This window comes from Pseudomonas sp. MEJ108 (assembly GCF_030208985.1).
Taxonomy (GTDB): Bacteria; Pseudomonadota; Gammaproteobacteria; order Pseudomonadales; family Pseudomonadaceae; genus Aquipseudomonas; species Aquipseudomonas fragariae.
The window spans coordinates 1-20,316 of record NZ_JARVSW010000069.1; the positions used below are offsets into that span (position 1 = coordinate 1).

Below are 20,316 nucleotides of genomic sequence, written 5' to 3' on the forward strand. Positions count from 1 at the left end.
CACTTTGGCCCCATCAAAGTGACTCGCCGAGGGGCGAAAAGGTGACCTGAGTCGAACCCAAATCCACCTGACAAAGAAAACCCCTGTGTGACGCAGAGCGTCACGAAATGTATTCCCGCGCGGAGCGTGCGGAACGAGAGGTCTCCTGGAGAACACGCCTCGTGACTATGCGCGGGGCCAGGGTTCCTTCTCAGGTCTCGCCAAGGATTCGATTACAGCCATGCGCTAAAACGCACCCATAAAAAAACCGCCTGATCAGCGATCAGGCGGTTTTCATGACAGCAGCGACGCTTAGTAAGCCAGGCCGAAGTCTTCTTCTTTCATGTCCATCAGGTTGGCAGCGCCCGACAGAATGGCCGCCACGTGGGTGCGGGTACGCGGCAGGATGCGCTGGAAGTAGAAGCGCGCGGTCTGGATCTTGGCGCGGTAGAACGCCTCGTCAGACGCACCGGCCGCCAGCTTCTCGGCCGCAACACGTGCCATGTCAGCCCAGAAGTACGCCAGGCAGGCATAGCCGGAGAACATGATGTAGTCCACCGATGCAGCACCCACTTCTTCGCGATCCTTCATCGCCGCCATGCCGACTTTCAGAGTCAGGTCGCCCCACTCCTTGTTCAGCGCAGCCAGTGGCGTCACGAATTCCTGCACAACTTCGTTGCCTTCATTGCTCTGGCAGAACTTGTGCACGATCTTGGTGAAGCCCTTGAGCGCTTCGCCCTGGGTCATCAACACCTTGCGGCCCAGCAGATCAAGCGCCTGGATACCGGTGGTGCCTTCGTACAGCATCGAAATCCGGCTGTCGCGAACGTTCTGCTCCATGCCCCACTCGGCAATGAAGCCATGGCCGCCGTAGATCTGCACACCGTGGTTGGCGGCTTCAAAGCCCACTTCCGTCATGAACGCCTTGGCGATCGGGGTCATGAACGCCAGCAATGCATCAGCGGCTTTCTTTTGCTCCGGGTCTTCGCTGTACTTGACGATGTCGACCTGCTTGGCCGTGAAGTACACCATGGCACGCGTGCCTTCGGCGAACGCCTTCATGGTCAGCAGCATGCGACGCACATCAGGGTGAACGATGATCGGGTCAGCGGCTTTTTCCGGTGCCTTGGGGCCGGTCAGCGAACGCATTTGCAGGCGATCACGGGCATATTGCAGGCCGCCCTGGAAGGCGACTTCGGCGTGCGCCAGACCTTGCAATGCAGTGCCCAGACGCGCGGTGTTCATGAACGTGAACATGCAGTTCAGGCCCTTGTTCGGCGGACCGATCAGGTAGCCGGTAGCGCCGTCGAAGTTCATCACGCAGGTGGCGTTGCCGTGGATGCCCATCTTGTGCTCGATGGAGCCGCAGTTCACCGCGTTGCGCTCACCGATGCCGCCATCGGCAGCCGAGAGGAACTTGGGCACGATGAACAACGAAATGCCTTTGGTGCCAGCCGGTGCGTCCGGCAGGCGAGCCAGCACGATGTGGACGATGTTATCGGCCATGTCGTGTTCGCCGGCGGAAATGAAGATCTTGGTGCCGGTGACCTTGTAGGTCCCGTCAGCCTGAGGTTCGGCCCGGGTGCGCAGCATGCCCAGGTCGGTACCGCAATGCGACTCGGTCAGGCACATGGTGCCGGTCCATTCGCCGGACACCAGCTTGGTCAGGTACGCGTCCTGCTGCTCGGGCGTGCCGTGCTCGGAGATCGTATTCATTGCGCCATGCGACAGGCCCGGGTACATGCCCCACGACCAGTTGGCTTCGCCGACCATCTCGCTGACCGCCAGGCCCAGCGACTCGGGCAGACCCTGACCGCCGTGCGCAACGTCATGCGCCAGACTCGGCCAGCCGCCTTCGACGAACTGTTTGTAAGCCTGTTTGAAGCCGTTCGGCGTCTTCACGCCCGACTCGCTCCAGGTGCAACCCTCGGTATCGCCCACACGGTTCAGCGGCGCCAGCACCTGCTCACAGAACTTGGCGCCCTCTTCAAGAATGGCGTCGACCATGTCCGGAGTGGCGTCATGACAGGCTGGCAGACTCTGATAGTGCGCTTCATAGCCGAGCAGTTCATCACGAACAAAACGAATATCACGCAAGGGGGCCTTGTAGTCAGGCATAGCGATAACCTCTGCTGATGAATCCTGGAACGAATGACCGGGCGGTCGCTGGGGATAGACCCTCAAGCGCCAGACAATCTCGTATGCCTCGCGGTCAAACAGGTGTTTGAAACATACGTTTACGCCCAAACCTTGTCAATAGCGCAGCACGCACCATTCGTCCACGGCCCGTGCATGGACCACGCAGACGTACGTCGTGCGCGGATCAAGAGAAACGTAAGCGAAAGTCTAGTGGAGGGCGAAACCAGGTGCAGGCGTGATACAGGACAATGATGCGGAGAAATTCAGAGGGCAACGCCGTGCACTGGCGGCACGGCGGGAAGTGCAGCGAAAATCAGGCGTAGGTGTCGATCAGCGTGCCAAGCATTTCATTGCTGGCTTTCTGCGCAGCCAGTCCGGCTGCAAACTGATCCTTGCCGGCTTCGAGTTCGACCATGTTGGACGACAGGTCGGAGCGCTGGCTACGGTCGACCGAGCGCAGGTTCTCGAGCTGAAAGTCCGAAGACTGGCTTCTGCCCGACACTTCGATATTGGAGCTGGCAATCTGGGTGGCCGCCTGATCCACACGACTTTGCCCGACCTGCATTGCGCTAAGGCCCGGGTAGAGGGTGTTGTTCATGGTGATTTGCATAAGCCGATCCTCAGTTCAAAAAACGAACACAAGCCATTGAACCAGCATTTGTCCGGAAATACTCGACAAACAGACTAATGGCACTAGGCCGCACGATAGCCTGAGTCTTGAAAATCCAAAACTGTCTTGCTGGTCAGCCACATAGCGGCGCTGTCAGCTCAACACCTTCAAATCAAGATACTGCGCCACATTTTCGGCACTTGCCTCATCCAATCGCGGCACCCGCCCCAGACAAGGTGCGGGCAGACGCTCGACCAGCGTGGCGAGGTTTTCTTCAAGCCGCGAGGTGTCGGCATCCACGATGTTGGCCACCCAGCCAGCCAGACGTAAACCGTCGCGGGCAATCGCTTCAGCAGTCAGCACCGCATGATTGATGCAGCCCAGACGCACGCCCACCACCAGAACCACCGGTAGATCCAGGGCAACGGCCAGATCGGACAGCGTGCTCTGCCCGGACAGCGGCACACGCCAGCCGCCTGCCCCTTCGATCAGGGTGAAATCGGCCTGTCTGGCGAGCATATGCCGCATGGGTTGCAGCACCGAGTCGACCGTCAGCGCGACGCCGGCTTCGCGTGCTGCCAGGTGCGGAGCGATGGCTGGCTCGAAAGCCAGCGGATTGACTTCAGCATAATCCAGCTCGACAGAACACTCGGCCAGCAACGCCAGGGCATCCGGGTTGCGCAGCCCCTGTGGCGTGACCAAACAACCGGACGCAACGGGCTTGCCGGCTGCCGTGCTCAGGCCGGACGCTCGGGCGGCATGCAGCAAGCCGGCAGCCACCGTGGTCTTGCCAGCGTCGGTATCGGTCCCGGTGATGAAGTAGGCGGCAGTCATCTCAGCAGTCTTTCCTGTCAGTCATCAGTTTTTTCCAGTACCGCGTGCAGCACTTGATAGGTGGCCGGCAGCCCGGCGTCCTGGCGAAAGCCTTCATAGGCCTGAACCATGCCCATGATCCGCTCGCGCCCGGTCAGGCCATTGGGCCGTCCGGGGTTGAGATTGTGCGCACCGAGCGCCTTCAACTCGTGCGTCAGGCTGCGCACGTCCGGGTAATGCAGCACCTGCGGGCGAACGTCGAGGCTGCGCACTTGCAGGCCGCTCGCCGCGCACAGCTGGCGATAGTCATCCTCATGACGAAAGCGGTTCACATGCACCCGCCCGTCCACGGCCTGCCAGCTGTCGCGCAGTTCGTACAATGTGCCGACACACAGGCTGGCAAAAGCGAATACGCCGCCTGGCTGCAATACGCGGCGAGCTTCACTGAGCACTGCAGCGAAATCGGCGCACCACTGCACCGCGAGGCTGGAAAAAATCAGCCCGCAACTCTGCTCACGCAGCGGCAGATGCTCGGCGTCACCCGCAACGAAGTGCTGTGCGCCGCGCAAGGGCTGGGCATGACGCAACATGCCTTCGGCGATATCCAGTGCAATACCTTCGCTGCCACTGAACGTCTGCGCCAGCGCCCGGCTGAAATGGCCGGTGCCGCTGCCCAGATCCAGCCAGCGGGACGGCTTGCATTGCGCAGGCAGACGCGCCAGCAGCTCATTACCGACGTTGCGCTGCAGTTCGGCAACGCTGTCATAACTGCCTGCCGCGCGGGAAAACGACGCAGCGACCTGACGTTTGTCAGGCAAAACAGAAGGTGGTTTGGGGATTGAAAGATCAGTCATCGTCCAGCTCGTGCAGAAAGGCGTGGATCGCGGCCGCTACCCCGTGAGGGTTTTCCAGCAGGAATGCATGACTGGCCTGCTCGATCAGGCCCACTTCGACATCCGGCAACAAGGCCAGCAGATCACCTGCTGCCTCGGCGGGCACGAAGGCATCCAGCCCGGCGAACAGGTGCAGTTGCGGGCCACGATAGGTTTGCAGCGCGCTGCGGGTGTCGAGTTGCCGGAGTATTTTCAGGCCGTCGAGCAACGCCGTTTTCGACAGGTGCGGCGCGCCGGCCTTGAGCAGCCGTGCCAGACCGCGCGGGTCTTCTGCACCTTGCGTGCACAGCAGGCTGAAACGCTTGAGGGTCAGGTCCGGATCATCAGCACAACCAGCCAGAAATGCCTCGAAATCCTGCGCGGGCATCGCATTCGGCCACGCCCCTTGGGTGACGAAGCAGGCGTTGCTGGCCAGCGTCAGCAACCCGCAGCAACGGTCGCCACGACGCGCTGCCAGTTCAGCCGCGAGCATGCCACCCAATGACCAGCCGCCCAGCCAGGCGTCGTCTGGCAGGTTGGTGTCCAGCTCGTCGAGCCAGTCTGGCAAATCGCAACTGTCGATATCCGGCAACGGCTCGATTTCAACCCGCAAGTGCTCGTCCAGTCCGCGCAACGCAGCGGCAAGCGGCTCCAGCGGCGAAACGCCAAGGCCCCAGCCTGGCAACAGAATCAGACGATCACGCATGAACAGGCTCCGAGGAGTGGCTGGCATCCAGCAGCGGGTAGCACTGCTCCAGAGTGTTCAATAATAGCTGCACGTCGGCTTCGCTGTGCGCGGCAGACAAGGTCACGCGAAGCCGCGCGCTGCCCGCAGGCACGGTGGGCGGGCGAATGGCGGTGACCAGCAGACCACGCTCGCGGAGCAACTGCGAGAGGTGCAACGCCCGACCGGCATCACCGATCATGATCGGCTGGATCGGGGTAAAGCTGTCCATCAATTGCAGCCCGATCTGCTCGGCACCGCGACGAAACTGCTGGATCAGACGCGTCAGATGCTCGCGACGCCAATGCTCGGTACGCAGCAACTGCAGACTTTTCAAGGTGGCGCAGGCCAGCGCGGGCGGCTGGCTGGTGGTGTAAATGTAAGGCCGGGCGAACTGGATCAGGGTTTCGATCAGTTCTTCACTGCCGGCCACGAACGCCCCGGAAGTGCCGAACGACTTGCCCAGGGTGCCGACCAGCACGGGCACGTCATCCATGCTCAGGCCGAAGTGCTCGACGATACCGGCGCCGTTGGCACCCAAAGGGCCGAAGCCGTGAGCGTCATCCACCATCAGCCAGGCCCCTTTGGCCTTCGCCGAACGGGCCAGCGCGGGCAGATCGGCGATGTCGCCGTCCATGCTGAACACCCCGTCTGTCACTACCAGGGTATCGCCCACGGATTTTTCCAGCCGGGCTTCCAGGCTGCTCACATCGTTGTGCAGATAGCGCGAGAAGCGTGCGCCGCTGAGCAGACCGGCATCCAGCAGCGAGGCGTGGTTGAGACGGTCTTCCAGCACCGTATCGCCCTGCCCGACCAACGCGGTCACCGCGCCGAGGTTGGCCATGTAGCCATTGGAGAACAACAGGGCGCGCGGACGACCGGTCAGCTCGGCCAGCGCTTCTTCCAGCTCGTGGTGCGGCGCGCTGTGGCCGATGACCAGATGCGAAGCCCCGCCGCCCACGCCCCAGCGCTCGGCACCCGCCTGCCAGGCAGCGATCACCTCGGGATGATTGGCCAGCCCCATGTAATCGTTGCTGCAGAACGCCAGCAACGGCTGGCCGTCGACGATGACCTGCGGCCCTTGCGGACTTTGCAGCAGCGGACGCTGGCGATAGAGGTGTGCGGCGCGACGGGCATCAAGGCGCGCGCGGAGATCGAAAGACATGCAGGCCCCGGTCCGGAAGATGACAATTCAAAACGGGCCGGAACATGCCAGCCCGTTCAACGGATCAGGCAGAGGCAGCGTCGTAGAACATCGAGCTGCTTTGCTGTTCGACCAGCGCCTGTTCGATAGCGGCCTGGTGCACTTCGTCGGCGTGCCCTTCGCCCGCTTCGGGTTTGATGCCCAGACGCGAGAACAGCAGCATGTCCTTGTCGGCTTGCGGGTTGGCGGTGGTCAGCAGTTTGTCGCCGTAGAAAATCGAGTTGGCCCCGGCGAAGAACGCCAGCGCCTGCATTTGCTCGTTCATCGCTTCGCGACCGGCAGACAGGCGCACGTGGGATTTCGGCATGAGAATACGTGCCACGGCGAGCATGCGAATGAAATCGAACGGGTCGACATCTTCAGCATTTTCCAGCGGCGTACCGGCAACCTTGACCAGCATGTTGATGGGCACCGACTCCGGGTGCTCCGGCAGGTTCGCCAGCTGAATCAGCAGCCCCGCGCGGTCGTCGAGAGACTCGCCCATGCCCAGAATGCCGCCGGAGCAGATCTTCATCCCCGCATCGCGCACATAAGCCAGGGTTTGCAGGCGTTCGCTGTAGGTACGGGTCGTGATAATGCTGCCGTAGAACTCCGGCGAAGTGTCGAGGTTGTGGTTGTAGTAATCCAGCCCCGCGGTGGCCAGCGCTTCGGTCTGTTCCTGATCGAGGCGGCCCAGGGTCATGCAGGTTTCCATGCCCATGGCTTTAACGCCTTTGACCATCTCCAGCACGTAAGGCATGTCCTTGGCGGAAGGATGCTTCCAGGCTGCGCCCATGCAAAAGCGCGTCGAGCCAATGGCCTTGGCGCGCGCGGCTTCTTCAAGCACCTTCTGCACTTCCAGCAGTTTTTCTTTCTCGAGACCGGTGTTGTAGTGGCCGGACTGCGGACAGTACTTGCAGTCTTCCGGGCAGGCGCCGGTCTTGATCGACAGCAGCGTGGAGACTTGCACGCGGTTGGCGTCGAAATGAGCGCGGTGCACCGTTTGCGCCTGAAACAGCAGGTCATTGAATGGCTGTACGAACAGCGCCCTGACCTCGGCTAAAGTCCAGTCGTGACGCAAAGTGGCGGTGGTGCTGGCGCTCATCGGGCGGCTCCTTGGTGTTTCTGGGCAATGCGCGAGGGCGGGAAAGACCCCACTCGCTACACGGATGTCGGGCATATTTAAGGAAGAGTCATGCGCTGTCAACCCAGCTACCCGCACGAGGTTTACATCTGGTTAAAAAACAAACAATCCTGTTTGTTATGTGATGAACGCAGTGAGGTGCCCGCGCCCATCTGCGTGCCCTGCGAAGCAGAGCTGCCGTGGCTGGGCAACGCTTGCGAGTGCTGTGCGCTGCCGTTACCCCGTTCAGGCATGAGCTGCGCGCAATGCTGCAAGCAACCGCCCGGCTTTACCCAGGTCATCGCGCCCTGGCTGTACGATTTCCCGGTCGACGGTTTGATCACCCGCTTCAAACATAACGGTAAATGGCCCATGGGACGACTGCTGGCGGAACTGTGCGCGCACTATCTGCAGCATCGTTTCGAGGAAGACCTGCCACGTCCCGACTGCCTCATTCCGGTGCCGTTGGCCAACAAACGCTTGCGCCAGCGCGGCTACAATCAGGCGGCAATGCTGGCCGGCTGGCTGGGTAAACAGCTGCAACTGCCTGTCGACGAAGGGCATGTGTTGCGCAGCCGCGAGACAACCGCGCAACAGGGCCTGGACGCCAAGGCCCGCAAACGCAACCTGCGCGGTGCTTTCACCCTGATTGATCCCGACGGGGTAAAAGGCCGGCACCTGGCGCTGGTCGATGACGTTCTGACCACCGGCTCGACAGCAGAGGTCATTGCAGGTTTATTGAACACCGCCGGTGCGCGGCGGGTGGATGTGTATTGCCTGGCGAGGACGCCCAGGCCGGGGGATTGATGGGGCGCTGCGGGCTAATGTTCTCATCGCTCCCACGCTCCGCGTGGTAGCGCGGACCACGCTCCGCGTCCGGTTTCGACGTCATGCACAAGAGCGATCATACTGCCCTCTCCTACTCGACCACCCCGGATCACCATGTCCCTGCCTCCCTTACTCACGCAACACATGGTCCGCCGCCCGCAACGCATTGCGCTGCTGCAGCATATTGCCGAACAGGGCTCGATCACCCGTGCGGCGAAAAGCGCAGGGCTGAGTTACAAGGCGGCCTGGGACGCGATCGACGAGCTGAACAATCTGGCGCAAAAACCGCTGGTAGAGCGCAGTGTCGGCGGGCGCGGCGGTGGCGGCGCTAAGTTGTCGGTCGAGGGCGAGCGAGTGCTGCGTCTCTATCAGCGCGTTCAGGCCTTGCAGGCGCAGGTGCTGGAAGCCGCCGAAGACAGCAGCGACCTCGACCTGCTCAATCGTCTGACCTTGCGGACCAGCGCACGCAACCAGTTGCTGGGGCGGATCGTCAGTATCACGCGCCAGGGGCACAACGATCAGGTTCGCCTGCAACTGGCCGACGAGGTATTTATCGAAGCACAGGTCACCCATGACAGCACGCTGCGTCTGGAGCTGGAGAACGGCACGGAAGTGGTTGCACTGATCAAGGCCGGCTGGCTGGAACTGCACGCAGACAGCAGCGAAGAAACAAATGGAAACAATTCCCTGGCCGGCCGAATCGACAGCGTGACCGACGCTGAAGATGGCCCAAGCGAAGTACGCATCACACTCCCCGGCGGCCAGACGCTGTGCGCCCTGGCGACACCTGATCAGCTGCGTGCACAGCAGTTGAAAACCGGTGCCACGGTGCAGGCAAGATTCGCAGCTTCACTGGTGTTGCTGGGCATACCGTTGTAAGCGCTGGCAGGTCATCACCACGACACAATTTCGTCATATGCGCGCACTAAGGTGGCTGCCATATTCGAGGGAGCCGTGATGATGAAACTATTAGAAGAAAACCAAACCACCGATCTGGAAAACATGGTCGGCGCCGATAAGGTCGGCCTCACCCGCCGCGGTTTCATCAGCGCCGGTGCCCTGTGTGGCGCGGCGATGTTCCTGGGCGGCAACCTGCTCAGCCGCACCGTCCTGGCGGACAGCGTCAGCGCGGCGTCTGGCAGATTGCTCGGCTTCCAGAGCATTCCTGCTGCCACCGCCGACAGCATCAGCCTGCCCGCAGGTTACACATCCTCGGTACTGATCAGTTGGGGCCAGCCTCTGCGCGCGGGCGGTCCGGCGTTCGACCCGAGTGGCAAGGGTACCGCCCAGGCTCAGGAGGTGCAGTTCGGCGACAACAACGACGGCATGTGCCTGTTCCCGATGCCGGGTCGCAAAGACCGTGCCTTGCTGGCGATCAACAACGAATACACCAACTACCGCTACCTCTTCGAGCATGGCAAGGAGCCGCAATCGGCTGAAGAAGTCCGCAAGGCACTCGCCGCAGAAGGCGTGTCAGTGATCGAGATACAGCAGAAAAACGGCAAATGGCAGTTCGTGCAGGACTCGCGTTACAACCGTCGCGTGCATGGCAATACGCCGATCAGGCTAAGTGGCCCGGCGGCCGGTCACGACTGGCTCAAGACTGACGCCGACAAGACCGGCACCCGCGTGCTGGGGACTTTCCAGAACTGCTCCAGCGGCCAGACACCGTGGGGCACTTACCTGACCTGCGAAGAGAACTTCACCGACTGCTTCGGCAGCAGCAACGCGGAGCAGACATTCGATGCGGGCATGAAGCGCTATGGCGTCGTGGCTGCCAGTAAAGAGATCAACTGGCACCCGCACGACCCGCGCTTCGACGTGGCGAAGAACCCCAACGAGGTCAATCGTCATGGCTGGGTGGTCGAGATCGATCCGTTCGACCCCGACTCGACGCCGGTCAAGCGCACGGCGCTCGGGCGTTTCAAGCACGAAAACGCCGCCTTCACGCAAACCAGGGACGGGCGCGCCGTGGTGTATATGGGCGACGACGAGCGTGGCGAGTTCATCTACAAATTCATCAGCCGCGACCGGATCAATCGCAAGAACCCGAAAGCCAACCGCGACCTGCTCGACCACGGCACCTTGTACGTGGCGCAATTCGACGCAGGCAACGGCAACCCGGATCATCCAAAGGGCAATGGCCAGTGGATCGAACTGAAACATGGCAAGAACGGCCTCGATGCTGCTGCCGGTTTCGCTAATCAGGCTGAGGTGTTGATTCATGCACGGCTGGCCGCCAGTGTGGTCAAGGCCACGCGCATGGACCGCCCGGAATGGATCGTGGTCAGCCCCAAGGATGGCCAGGTGTATTGCACCCTGACCAACAACAGCAAGCGTGGCGAAGAAGGTCAACCTGTCGGCGGGCCGAATCCACGCGCCAAGAACCAGTACGGGCAGATCCTGCGCTGGCGCGAAGGCGGCAACAATGCGTCGGCGCTGGCGTTCGAGTGGGACCTGTTTGTGGTCGCGGGCAACCCGACTGTGCATGCCGGTACGCCACAGGCCGGGTCAAGCAACATCAACGCGCAGAACATGTTCAACAGCCCGGACGGCCTGAGTTTCGATCGGTCGGGTCGGCTGTGGATCCAGACCGATGGCGATTCCAGTAACAAGGGCGACTTCGCTGGCATGGGCAACAACCAGATGCTCTGCGCCGATCCGGCCAGCGGCGAGATCCGCCGCTTTCTGGTCGGGCCGATCGGTTGCGAAATCACCGGTATCAGCTTTGCGCCTGACTACCGGACGATGTTTATCGGCATCCAGCATCCCGGTGAGAACGGCGGCTCTACCTTCCCCGAGCATTTGCCCAACGGCAAACCGCGCTCATCGGTGATGGTCATCACCCGGGAAGATGGCGGCGTTATCGGCGCCTGATCGGCAATCAGGAAGAGGATGCAGATCGCTCATCGTTATATAAAGGTCTGCTATTGATTCTGGGCGGAGGCCGTGGGAGCGAACGTGTTCGCGAAGAGGGCTGTATGATCGTCGAAAATGCATCGACTGAAACACCGTCTTCGTGAGCAAGCTCACTCCCACAAGGATCTTTACTCCGCCTGATACTGCGCGTCGAACCCCGCTTTCCGGGCTCATCAAGACTTGAGTATCACGCCGGGCGCAGAGCGTGGGAACGATGAGCAATCAGTCAGTCGATCAACCCGTTCACATCGTAGAACGGGTACGGCCCTTCATAGTCGCCGAACACGGCGTTATGACTGACAAACCCCTGCTCCGATTGCCAGCGGTGCAACACGTAGCCTGCCGGTTCCAGATTGAAATGTGCAGGCGCGGCTTCGTCGAGGTCGAGGACGATCTGGTGTGAGGTGCCCGGGCAGATGCTCGCCAGGCTGCCGCCGAAACGTCGCTGCATCGGTCGATGCAGATGTCCGCACAGCAAACGTTCTACCTGCGGATGCTGGGCGATCACGCGCTCCAGCGCCGATGCGTTGCCGAAGGGTTCGCGGTCCATGTGCCCTATGCCGGTAATGAACGGCGGATGGTGCATGACGATCACGGTCGGCACATAAGGACGACGTGACAGCTGCGCGTGCAACCAGTCCAGCTGACAGTAATCCAGTTGCCCGCCATGCTCGCCGGGAATGGTCGTGTCCATGCCGATCAGGCGCACCGGGTATTTCTCCACCACCCAGTCCAGAGGCCCGCTGGCCGACAACGGCAGGTACACCTGCTCGGCAAACGCAGCCAGCAGGTTGTGTCGATCGTCATGATTGCCGGGCACCAGATAAAACGGCATCTGCAGACGTTCCAGCTCTGGCTTGAGTACGGCGTATTCGTCCTCACGACCGAAGTCCACCAGGTCACCGCTGATCACCACGATGTCGGGGCGCTGCTTGCTGGCATTGATGTGCGCGACAGCGCGGCGCAACGCCCCCAGAGTATCGACCACGCCATAGGTCAGGCGCCCGTCGGCTTTGAGGTGCAGGTCACTGATCTGGGCAATAAGAAACGGACGATTCAAAATAATCTCTCTACGAAAAACGGTTTCACGAATGCAGGGTAAACAGCACTTGCGGGTCGACACTCAAGGCAATGACTGCGTTTGCGGCGTAAATCACGTTGTCGGTGCTGTCTACCAGCAGCGGCTGCGGGCCACCGACATCGACCAGCAAGCGACTTTGCGCGCCCTGAAAAAACTGCCCGACCAGACGCCCATGAAGATGGCCGCTTCCAGACATCAAACGCAGGTGCTCGGGGCGGCAGTAAACAGTGCCCGGTACGTCAGCACCGAGCCACGGCAGCTCGCCACCGCTCACCTTGAGGCCTGAGGTGGTGCGCTCGACCACACTGAACGCGTTCAGATTGCCGACAAACCCGGCGACAAACGCATTGGCAGGCTGTTGATAGATTTCCCTCGGCGTCGCCAATTGCGAGACGCAACCTTTTTCCATGACCAGAATCCGGTCGCCCAGGGCCATTGCCTCGCCCTGATCGTGAGTGACGAACACCGAGGTGATGCCCAGCCCGCGCAGCAGCTGGTCCAGCTCACTGCGCAAGCGCTCGCGCAACTGCGCATCCAGTGCTGCCAGCGGTTCGTCGAGCAACAGCACCCGAGGACGCGGCGCCAGTGCCCGGGCCAGTGCGACCCGTTGCCGTTGACCGCCAGACAGCTCGTTGACGCGGCGATTGCCGTGGCCGGTCAAACCGACCAGTTCCAGCAACTCATCGCAACGCTTGTTACGCTCGGCAGCCGACAGACCACGAATCTTCAGGCCGTAAACGATATTGCCGGCCACATCGAGGTTGGGAAACAACGCGTAGTTCTGAAACACCATGCCCACGTCGCGCCGCTCGATGGGCAGACGTGTCACGTCCTGATCATCGAACAGCACCTGGCCGACGTCCGGGCGTTCAAGCCCGGCAATCAGCCGCAAGGTGGTGGTCTTGCCGCAACCGGACGGACCGAGGATCGCCAGCGTTTCGCCGGGTTCGATGGTCAGGTGCAGATCCTTTACAGCAACGGTGCCGTCGGCAAATGCCTTGCGGCAGCCTTTCAGGCGAATGGTGGTTCCGCTCATCGGCTCTCTCCACGGGCAAGACGCGCGCTGATGGCCTGCAACGCAATCAGCAGCGGCACAATCAGCAACAGAAAAAGAAGGGTGTAGGCGCTGGCGACTTCCAGTCGGGCCGAGGCATAGCTGTCGGCCAGACCGACCGGCAGGGTTTTGGTCATCGGCGTGTGCAGCATCCAGGTCAGGTTGAACTCGCCCAGCGACAGGGTCACGACCATCAGCACGCCAGCGAGAATCCCGGCCCGGCAGTTAGGCACCACCACGCTGAAGAAACGCTTGATCGGCCCGGCGCCCAGACTGGCAGCCGCCTCTTCGAGCACCGGCAGTTGCTGACGCTGCATCACCGCCATGACCGGGCGCACCAGGAACGGCAGGGTGAACAACACGTGGCCGACCAGAATGAACAACCAACTGCTGCGAAAGCCGCCGAACTGGCCGTAGGTCAGCAGTAACGCAAGGGCGCTGGCCAGACCGGGCATGGCGACGGGCAAGACCATCAATTCCTCGAAGGCCCGGCTGAAGCGATTGTTCATGCGCACCAGTGCATACGCGGCTGGAACACCCACCAGGCACACGCAGATCGCGCACGCCACGGCCAGTTGCAATGACAGCCAGACGGTTGGTGAATAGGCCTGCCAGACCTGCACCAGCCAGTCGAAGGTCAGACCGCTCGACAGACCGAGAAAATAATTGCGCGTCAGGCCGGCCAGCAGCGACAGCACCACCGGCACCAGCATGAACGCACAGACCAACAGGGTGAACGCCAGTTGCGCCACGAACAGCGGTGAACGTTTCACAGGACAACTCCCGATTTACCGACCATACGACGTGCCAGCAACAGCACTGCCCACGTCACCAGCCCGAGGATGACTGACAGCGCGGCGGCCACGGTGAAGTTGGCGTAATTGGTGAACACGTTGTAGATCGCTACCGGCGTGACGTTCAGGCGCGTGCCCAGGGTAAAGGCGGTGCCGAAGGCGCCCATCGACGTGGCGAAGCAGATCGCGCCGCACGACACCAGCGCGGGCGCCAGCCCCGGAACGATCACATCGCACACCACCCGCCAATGACCGGCACCCAATGAATGCGCGGCTTCTTCAAGGCTGCGGTCCAGGCTTTCGCAGGCCGCCATGACGGTCAGAATCACGCGCGGAATCGAGAAATACAGATAGCCGATGAACAGCCCGGTCAGCGAGTAGGCGAACACCCAGCGCTCGCCCGCCAGGTGCAGCCCGAGCGCGGCGAAGATGCCTTGGCGACCAGCCAGCAGAATCACCAGAAAGCCGACCACCACACCGGGAAACGCCAGCGGGAAGGTCAGCAAGGCCACCAGCGCAGAGCGTCCGAAGAAATGATTGCGGGCCAGAAACACACCGCTGATGCCGCCGACCAGCAACGCTGCGAGCGTCACCACCAGCGCCAGCAGGCAGGTTTGCACCAGGCTGCCCAGGTACTGAGCACTGCTCAGGACCTGCCAGTAACCGCTGGCATTGCCATCGGTACTTTTTGCACCGAGCACGATCAAGTGGGTCAGCGGCAGCAGCCAGAATGCCAGCAATACGGCCATCGCCGGGGCCAGCGCCACCGCAGCGGTCGGGCGCAGCCGCAGCCTGAAAAATCCGCCCTTGCGCAGAGCCAGCGCTTGTTCCGGCGAGGCCGACATTACTTCACCTCACGCAGATAACGGGCGGCGAAGGCTTCCTGCACGGCGGCCATGTGCTGGTAATCCACCACGCCGGCACGGGCGTAATCGCTGTCCGGCAGGAACTGCGCAGCCAGCTCGGCAGGCATCTTCGAGCGCACCGGACGCAGGTAAGCCTTGGCCCACAACGCCTGCCCTTCGTCGGACAGTACGAAATCCAGCACCTTCTCGGCGTTGGCACGATGCGGCGCCTTGGCGACCATGCTCATCACGTACGGAACGCCGATGGTGCCTTCCTTGGGAATCACGAAGGCGACGTTGGCCTTGTCCTTGTAGCGAGCGCGATAGGCGTTGAAGTCATAGTCGACCAGAATCGGCAGTTCGCCGGACAGCACGCGTGCATAGGCGGTTTGCTTGGGCACAATGGGCGAGTTCTTCGCCAGTTTCTGGAAGTAGTCGATGGCCGGACCGAAGTTGTCCAGCGTGCCGCCCATGGCCTGGTTGATCGCCACCGCAGACACGTAACCGACGAACGCACTGGACGGGTCGAGGTAGCCGACCATGCCCTTGTACTCGGGCTTGAGCAGATCCGCCCAGCTTTGCGGCACCGGCAGACCGCCCAGTGCGTCGACGTTGACCATGATGCCGAGGGTCCCGGAGTGAATGGCGAACCAGTGCCCTTCGGGGTCTTTCAGGCCTGCCGGAATCTCGTCCCAGTGCTTGGGTTTGTAGGTGTCGACCACGCCGGCCTTCTGCGCCTGCAGGCCGAACGTCACGCCGTAATAGACCACATCAGCGACCGGCGCGGCTTGCTCGGCAACGATCTGTGCCAGCGCCTGGCCCGAGTTCTTGTTGTCCAGCGGCACCTGCACACCGGTGCTGTCGGCAATCGCCTTGAGCTGCGTTCCCCAGTCGGCCCATTCGGGCGGGCAGTTGTAGCAGATGGCGGTTTCGGCGGCCTGGGCGAGGCTGGACGCACCGCATAACAGCAGTGCCGCGAGGGTTTTACTGAGGCTGAGCATGAAGCATCTCCTGGTAGGGCTGGGTGCTTTCGCCGGGCCGGATGTGGCACGGCAGACAATGAGAAACCGGTACTGCGCCAGCAATCCGTGCCAGTAGTTGGTCGATGACGATATGCGCCAGCTCGGCGATAGGCTGAACCACGCTGCACAAGGTCGGGTGCATCTGCGTGCCGAGTGCGATGCCGTCGAAGCCGATCACCGACAGACGCTCGGGAACGCCCCAGCCGTTGCGGCGCAATTCGGCAATCAGGCTGATGGCCAGCAAATCGTTGGAACAGACCAGCGCGCTGGGCGCGTCCGGGCCACGTAACAGGGGTTCGAGTGCAGCGAAATCGGCGCTTGTATGAGCAGGCATCTCAATCACTGGTCGCGCTTCAAGCCCACACGCGGCCATGGCGTCGCGGTAGCCTTCATAACGCAGTCGGGCGCGGTCGGACTGCATGGCCGGGCCTGCGACCATGGCGACGCGCTGATGGCCTGCATCGATCAGGTATCGAGTAGCCAGCGCCATGCCCGCCCGGTTATCCACAGACACCGCGCTGTAATCCGGATTGCCGGTCTGGTGATAGGCCAGCACGAACGGGGTGTCTTCATTGATCAGGCTTTGCAGTACCCGGTTGTGCTCGGCATCGGTCACCGTCAGCACCAGCCCGTCGACCCGCTGACGCAACAACTCCTCAACCACAGCGCTTTCACGCTCTGCGGTGTAGTCGGTGGTCGCCAGCAGCAGGTTATAGCCCCGCGCCCGCGCCGCCCGCTCCATGGCCTGAAACTGCTCGGCAAACACCGGGTTGAGCAGGTTGGGCACCACCACGCCAATCAGGTTGGTGGTTTGCAGGCGCAGCTGGCGGCCCAGCCGGTTGGGGCGAAAACCCAGGGCGCGGGCAGCGGCGAATACCCGCTCGCGGGTCTCCAGGCGCACTACGTCGGGGCTTGCGAAGGCTCGTGCCGCCGTGGCTCGGGAAACCCCGGCCAGATGCGCTACCTCTTTCAGATCAGTCATGGTCGCTCGCTTGAGATCGATCTCATTGACGGCAACTCTAAGCGGCGAACATGGCCAAACCGCGACCGGGTGATGACCGTTTGGTGACAATCCGACCCTTGAGCACTTTAATCGGATGGGTTTGGCGAAGCGGGACCGGTCTGCGTTACCATCAGCGGTCCGACGCGGCAACCTGCTGCGCGCAGGAGTAGTCATGGCTCACCCGTTTGCAACACTTACTCCCGATCTGGTTCTGGATGCTGTCGAAAGCATCGGTTTTCTCAGCGATGCCCGCATCCTGGCGCTCAACAGTTACGAAAACCGCGTGTATCAGGTCGGTATCGAAGACGGCCAACCGCTGATCGCCAAGTTTTACCGCCCACAGCGCTGGACCACCGAAGCCATCCTTGAAGAGCACAGCTTCACTGCTGAACTGGTCGAGGTCGAAGTGCCCGTGGTCGCGCCCATGGTGCACAACGGCGCCACCCTGTTCGAGCACGCCGGTTTCCGTTTCACGCTGTTCCCGCGTCGCGGTGGACGAGCGCCGGAGCCGGGCAATCTTGATCAGCTGTATCGCCTGGGCCAGTTACTGGGCCGTCTGCATGCCGTCGGCTCGACCAAACCGTTCGCCCATCGTGAAGCCCTGGGCGTGAAGAACTTCGGCCATGATTCGGTCAACTTTCTACTGGAAAACGACTGCATTCCGCGCAGCCTGCTGCCGGCTTACGAGTCGGTGGCCCGCGACCTGCTCAAGCGTGTCGAAGACGTTTACGCGGCCACACCGCACACCAACATCCGCATGCATGGCGACTGCCACCCCGGCAACATGATGTGCCGCGACGAGATGTTCCACATCGTCGACCTTGACGATTGCCGCCTTGGCCCTGCCGTTCAGGATATCTGGATGATGCTGGCCGGCGACCGTCAGGAGCGTCTGGGTCAGCTGTCGGAACTGATGGACGGCTACAACGAATTTCATGATTTCGACCCACGTGAACTGGCCCTGATCGAACCGCTGCGAGCCCTGCGCCTGATGCATTACAGCGCCTGGCTGGCCCGCCGTTGGGATGACCCGGCGTTCCCGCACAGCTTTCCGTGGTTCGGCACGGAGCGCTACTGGGGCGACCATATCCTGGCCCTGCGCGAGCAGATGGCAGCACTGAATGAAGAACCGTTGAAACTGTTTTGACCTGATGAGCGTGCAGAACGATAACCCCGACTATCGTGCGACGCTCTGCGTCGCATGCAGTTCTGGACGCTCTGCGTCCGATCCTGAATGTGCGGAGCGACGCAAATCTGTGACGCGGAGCGTCACCCAAGGCATTCCCACGCTGGAGCGTGAGGAACGATAATCTCAACTATCGTGCGACGCTCTGCGTCCGATCCTGAATGTGCGGAGCGACGCAAATCTGTGACGCGGAACGTCACCCAAGGCATTCCCACGCTGGAGCGTGAGGAACGATAATCTCAACTATCGTGCGACGCTCTGTGTCCGATCCTGAGCAAGCGGCGCGGCACAGATGTCGTGAATCGGTCGAACCTGTGTATAACATCGAGCGCTCCAGCGTGAGTACGATCAAAACCATCAACTGCATCACCCCACAATAAAACCGGAATTTTCTGTATTAAAGGGACGCTCCATGCAAGCTGCCAATCCACGCCGTGGGTACATTCTGGGCCTGAGTGCTTACATCATCTGGGGACTGTTCCCCATCTACTTCAAAGCCATTGCCGCCGTTCCGGCCATCGAGATCATCATCCATCGCGCGCTCTGGTCAGCGCTCTTCGGCTCGATCGTGCTGATGTTCTGGAAGCATCCCGGCTGGTGGCGCGACCTGCGCAACAACCCGCAACGGCTGGCCGTACTGGCGCTGAGCGGCACCCTGATCGCCAGCAACTGGATCATCTATGTCTGGGCGGTGAATAACGGACGCATGCTTGAAGCCAGCCTCGGGTATTACATCAACCCGCTGGTCAACGTGCTGCTTGGCATGTTGCTACTGGGCGAGCGCCTCAGACGCCTGCAGATGCTGGCGGTCGCCTTCGCCGCCATTGGCGTCGCCCAGCAGGTCTGGCACGTCGGCAGCCTGCCGTGGGTGTCGCTGGCGCTGCCATTGACCTTCGCGTTCTACGGGCTGATCCGCAAACAAGCCCCGGTCGCCGCCCTGCCCGGCCTGGTCGTCGAAACCTGGATGCTGGTGCCGCTGGCGCTGATCTGGCTGGCGATCAACCCGACGGCCGTGAGCGTCCAGCCAGAATTCTGGACCACGACTCAAGCCATCTGGCTCGCCGCAGCCGGCCCGGTCACGCTGGTACCGCTGGTGTGCTTCAACGCCGCCGCCCGTCATTTGCCTTTCACCACCCTGGGCTTCCTGCAGTACGTCGCGCCCACACTGGTCCTGCTGCTGGCCGTGCTGCTGTATGGCGAACACCTGACCACCAGCACCCTCATCACCTTCGCCTTCATCTGGGCCGGGCTGGCGATCTACAGTGTGGATATCTGGCTGAAATCCCGCGGTCGTCACTGATCAAAAAACAGTCAACACCTCGCAGGGCACGCAGGACGTGGCCTGCAAGAGGTTCTCCAAGGGTTATCCACAGGCAGACTGACCTTATCTGTGCACAAGCCCTTGAAACTGTTGAATTTTTGATCAATACGCGCCAGGCCTCGGCGGGTATGGCCCGCAAGGCTATTCCCCCAGGTTATCCACAGGCAGGTGCACGATTAACTTGGATAACCCGAAACGGATGACTCCTTGGCCCCCAGCACCAACTCCACCATCAAATCATCCGCCAGGGTCTCGAGCGCCGTTTGCAGATCATCCAGTGACAAGTCCTGCGGGACGCCCAGCACGGCGTCGGCATGGAACAGCAGTTCGCTGCTCATGGGCGCAGGGGACACGTCGGTGATCAGGTGTTCGACGTTGACGCCCTGCCCGGCCAGCAAACGGGTGATGTCACGCACGATGCCGGGGCGGTCGTTGCCGACCAGCTCCATGCTGATCATTCGAGTGGTATCGGACGTCTCGACCACGCTCTCGGCCAGCAACATGCGGATGCCATGGGCTGACAGGCCGTTCAGCGCCTTGATCAGGTCGTCATACTTTTCCGCCTCGACGCCGACCTTGAGGATCCCGGCAAATTGTCCGGCCATCCGCGACATGCGGCTTTCCAGCCAGTTGCCGCCGTGCTCGGCAATGCACTTCGAGATGCGTTCGACCTGACCCGGTTTGTCGGGGGCAACCAGCGTTACGACGAGATGATCCACGGTCAATTCCTCTTTCTGCACAGATGATTCGGAGACAGCGTCGGTCATACGAGTATAGGCATGCCCGACGGGCACCTGGCTCGCGGTAAATCGTGTACCGT

19 protein-coding genes are annotated in these 20,316 nt (G+C 61.7%); 5 read left to right on the forward strand and 14 right to left on the reverse strand.

The window, feature by feature from the left end; genetic code table 11:
* Nucleotides 1-291: 291 nt before the first annotated feature.
* The 7 genes from QRN50_RS23290 to bioB form a co-directional block, all read right to left on the reverse strand.
* A complete protein-coding gene (locus QRN50_RS23290) occupies nt 292-2,097 on the reverse strand; it encodes a phenylacyl-CoA dehydrogenase (protein ID WP_024661090.1) in 1,806 nt (601 codons plus the stop codon).
* A 334-nt stretch (nt 2,098-2,431) separates the two neighbouring features.
* Complete coding sequence (locus tag QRN50_RS23295) at nt 2,432-2,728, reverse strand: hypothetical protein (protein WP_003419817.1); 297 nt, start codon at nt 2,726-2,728, stop codon at nt 2,432-2,434.
* A 153-nt stretch (nt 2,729-2,881) separates the two neighbouring features.
* Nucleotides 2,882-3,562, reverse strand: coding sequence for a dethiobiotin synthase (gene bioD / locus QRN50_RS23300; protein WP_060409089.1), 681 nt, complete (start codon nt 3,560-3,562; stop codon nt 2,882-2,884).
* A gap of 17 nt (nt 3,563-3,579) precedes the next feature.
* Nucleotides 3,580-4,395: a malonyl-ACP O-methyltransferase BioC gene (bioC, locus tag QRN50_RS23305; RefSeq protein WP_096127116.1), complete on the reverse strand. Its 816-nt coding sequence runs from the start codon at nt 4,393-4,395 to the stop codon at nt 3,580-3,582.
* Nucleotides 4,388-5,119 (reverse strand): alpha/beta fold hydrolase, encoded by a 732-nt coding sequence (locus QRN50_RS23310; RefSeq protein WP_003402140.1) that lies wholly within the window; start codon nt 5,117-5,119, stop codon nt 4,388-4,390. The genes bioC and QRN50_RS23310 overlap by 8 nt, the downstream gene beginning before the upstream one ends.
* Nucleotides 5,112-6,302: an 8-amino-7-oxononanoate synthase gene (gene bioF / locus QRN50_RS23315; protein WP_024652812.1), complete on the reverse strand. Its 1,191-nt coding sequence runs from the start codon at nt 6,300-6,302 to the stop codon at nt 5,112-5,114. Before bioF ends, QRN50_RS23310 begins: the two co-directional genes overlap by 8 nt.
* Nucleotides 6,303-6,366: 64 nt before the next feature.
* Nucleotides 6,367-7,425, reverse strand: a complete 1,059-nt coding sequence (gene bioB, locus QRN50_RS23320; RefSeq protein ID WP_003372416.1) for a biotin synthase BioB — start codon at nt 7,423-7,425, stop codon at nt 6,367-6,369.
* 90 nt (nt 7,426-7,515) lie between these two features.
* Here bioB and QRN50_RS23325 point away from each other — a divergent pair, with 90 nt between their 5' ends.
* The 3 genes from QRN50_RS23325 (at nt 7,516) to QRN50_RS23335 (ending at nt 11,148) form a co-directional block, all read left to right on the forward strand.
* On the forward strand, nt 7,516-8,250 hold the full coding sequence (locus QRN50_RS23325; protein ID WP_096127115.1) for a ComF family protein: 735 nt from the start codon (nt 7,516-7,518) through the stop codon (nt 8,248-8,250).
* A 135-nt stretch (nt 8,251-8,385) separates the two neighbouring features.
* Complete coding sequence (locus tag QRN50_RS23330; protein ID WP_096127114.1) at nt 8,386-9,150, forward strand: TOBE domain-containing protein; 765 nt, start codon at nt 8,386-8,388, stop codon at nt 9,148-9,150.
* A gap of 81 nt (nt 9,151-9,231) precedes the next feature.
* Nucleotides 9,232-11,148, forward strand: coding sequence for a PhoX family protein (locus QRN50_RS23335; RefSeq protein ID WP_192873899.1), 1,917 nt, complete (start codon nt 9,232-9,234; stop codon nt 11,146-11,148).
* Between the two features lie 268 nt (nt 11,149-11,416).
* Here QRN50_RS23335 and QRN50_RS23340 read toward each other — a convergent pair whose 3' ends face one another.
* Genes QRN50_RS23340 through QRN50_RS23365 form a run of 6 tightly spaced genes read right to left on the reverse strand, consistent with a single transcriptional unit; the run spans nt 11,417 to nt 16,968 of the window.
* Nucleotides 11,417-12,250, reverse strand: coding sequence for a phosphodiesterase (locus tag QRN50_RS23340; protein ID WP_003402149.1), 834 nt, complete (start codon nt 12,248-12,250; stop codon nt 11,417-11,419).
* Between the two features lie 25 nt (nt 12,251-12,275).
* Nucleotides 12,276-13,307 carry an ABC transporter ATP-binding protein gene (locus QRN50_RS23345; RefSeq protein ID WP_011269175.1) on the reverse strand — a complete coding sequence of 344 codons (1,032 nt, stop codon included), beginning with the start codon at nt 13,305-13,307 and terminating at the stop codon, nt 12,276-12,278.
* On the reverse strand, nt 13,304-14,098 hold the full coding sequence (locus QRN50_RS23350) for an ABC transporter permease (RefSeq protein ID WP_003316181.1): 795 nt from the start codon (nt 14,096-14,098) through the stop codon (nt 13,304-13,306). The genes QRN50_RS23345 and QRN50_RS23350 overlap by 4 nt, the downstream gene beginning before the upstream one ends.
* Complete coding sequence (locus tag QRN50_RS23355; RefSeq protein WP_003402154.1) at nt 14,095-14,964, reverse strand: ABC transporter permease; 870 nt, start codon at nt 14,962-14,964, stop codon at nt 14,095-14,097. The genes QRN50_RS23350 and QRN50_RS23355 overlap by 4 nt, the downstream gene beginning before the upstream one ends.
* The gene (locus QRN50_RS23360; protein ID WP_058823330.1) at nt 14,964-15,965 is read right to left on the reverse strand and encodes an ABC transporter substrate-binding protein; all 1,002 of its coding nucleotides are present in this window, start codon (nt 15,963-15,965) and stop codon (nt 14,964-14,966) included. Before QRN50_RS23360 ends, QRN50_RS23355 begins: the two co-directional genes overlap by 1 nt.
* Entirely contained in the window at nt 15,949-16,968 is a 1,020-nt protein-coding gene (locus QRN50_RS23365) for a LacI family DNA-binding transcriptional regulator (RefSeq protein WP_011269176.1), read from the reverse strand. The genes QRN50_RS23360 and QRN50_RS23365 overlap by 17 nt, the downstream gene beginning before the upstream one ends.
* Nucleotides 16,969-17,161: 193 nt before the next feature.
* Here QRN50_RS23365 and QRN50_RS23370 point away from each other — a divergent pair, with 193 nt between their 5' ends.
* Nucleotides 17,162-18,136, forward strand: a complete 975-nt coding sequence (locus tag QRN50_RS23370; RefSeq protein WP_011269177.1) for a serine/threonine protein kinase — start codon at nt 17,162-17,164, stop codon at nt 18,134-18,136.
* Nucleotides 18,137-18,587: 451 nt separating this feature from the next.
* The gene (gene rarD / locus QRN50_RS23375) at nt 18,588-19,475 is read left to right on the forward strand and encodes an EamA family transporter RarD (RefSeq protein ID WP_024638690.1); all 888 of its coding nucleotides are present in this window, start codon (nt 18,588-18,590) and stop codon (nt 19,473-19,475) included.
* Nucleotides 19,476-19,672: 197 nt separating this feature from the next.
* Here rarD and QRN50_RS23380 read toward each other — a convergent pair whose 3' ends face one another.
* Nucleotides 19,673-20,215 (reverse strand): glycine cleavage system transcriptional repressor, encoded by a 543-nt coding sequence (locus QRN50_RS23380; protein ID WP_096127364.1) that lies wholly within the window; start codon nt 20,213-20,215, stop codon nt 19,673-19,675.
* Between the last annotated feature and the right edge of the window lie 101 nt (nt 20,216-20,316).

Bases quoted from the DNA above. Each gene is read 5' to 3' on its own strand.
- QRN50_RS23330 (WP_096127114.1), top strand. From the start codon at position 8,386: ATGTCCCTGCCTCCCTTACTCACGCAACACATGGTCCGCCGCCCGCAA.
- QRN50_RS23325 (WP_096127115.1), top strand. From the start codon at position 7,516: ATGCGCTGTCAACCCAGCTACCCGCACGAGGTTTACATCTGGTTAAAA.
- QRN50_RS23365 (WP_011269176.1), bottom strand. From the start codon at position 16,968: ATGACTGATCTGAAAGAGGTAGCGCATCTGGCCGGGGTTTCCCGAGCC.
- QRN50_RS23345 (WP_011269175.1), bottom strand. From the start codon at position 13,307: ATGAGCGGAACCACCATTCGCCTGAAAGGCTGCCGCAAGGCATTTGCC.
- QRN50_RS23310 (WP_003402140.1), bottom strand. From the start codon at position 5,119: ATGCGTGATCGTCTGATTCTGTTGCCAGGCTGGGGCCTTGGCGTTTCG.
- bioC (WP_096127116.1), bottom strand. From the start codon at position 4,395: ATGACTGATCTTTCAATCCCCAAACCACCTTCTGTTTTGCCTGACAAA.
- QRN50_RS23295 (WP_003419817.1), bottom strand. From the start codon at position 2,728: ATGCAAATCACCATGAACAACACCCTCTACCCGGGCCTTAGCGCAATG.
- bioB (WP_003372416.1), bottom strand. From the start codon at position 7,425: ATGAGCGCCAGCACCACCGCCACTTTGCGTCACGACTGGACTTTAGCC.
- QRN50_RS23290 (WP_024661090.1), bottom strand. From the start codon at position 2,097: ATGCCTGACTACAAGGCCCCCTTGCGTGATATTCGTTTTGTTCGTGAT.
- bioF (WP_024652812.1), bottom strand. From the start codon at position 6,302: ATGTCTTTCGATCTCCGCGCGCGCCTTGATGCCCGTCGCGCCGCACAC.
- QRN50_RS23360 (WP_058823330.1), bottom strand. From the start codon at position 15,965: ATGCTCAGCCTCAGTAAAACCCTCGCGGCACTGCTGTTATGCGGTGCG.
- QRN50_RS23335 (WP_192873899.1), top strand. From the start codon at position 9,232: ATGAAACTATTAGAAGAAAACCAAACCACCGATCTGGAAAACATGGTC.
- QRN50_RS23355 (WP_003402154.1), bottom strand. From the start codon at position 14,964: ATGTCGGCCTCGCCGGAACAAGCGCTGGCTCTGCGCAAGGGCGGATTT.
- bioD (WP_060409089.1), bottom strand. From the start codon at position 3,562: ATGACTGCCGCCTACTTCATCACCGGGACCGATACCGACGCTGGCAAG.
- rarD (WP_024638690.1), top strand. From the start codon at position 18,588: ATGCAAGCTGCCAATCCACGCCGTGGGTACATTCTGGGCCTGAGTGCT.
- QRN50_RS23370 (WP_011269177.1), top strand. From the start codon at position 17,162: ATGGCTCACCCGTTTGCAACACTTACTCCCGATCTGGTTCTGGATGCT.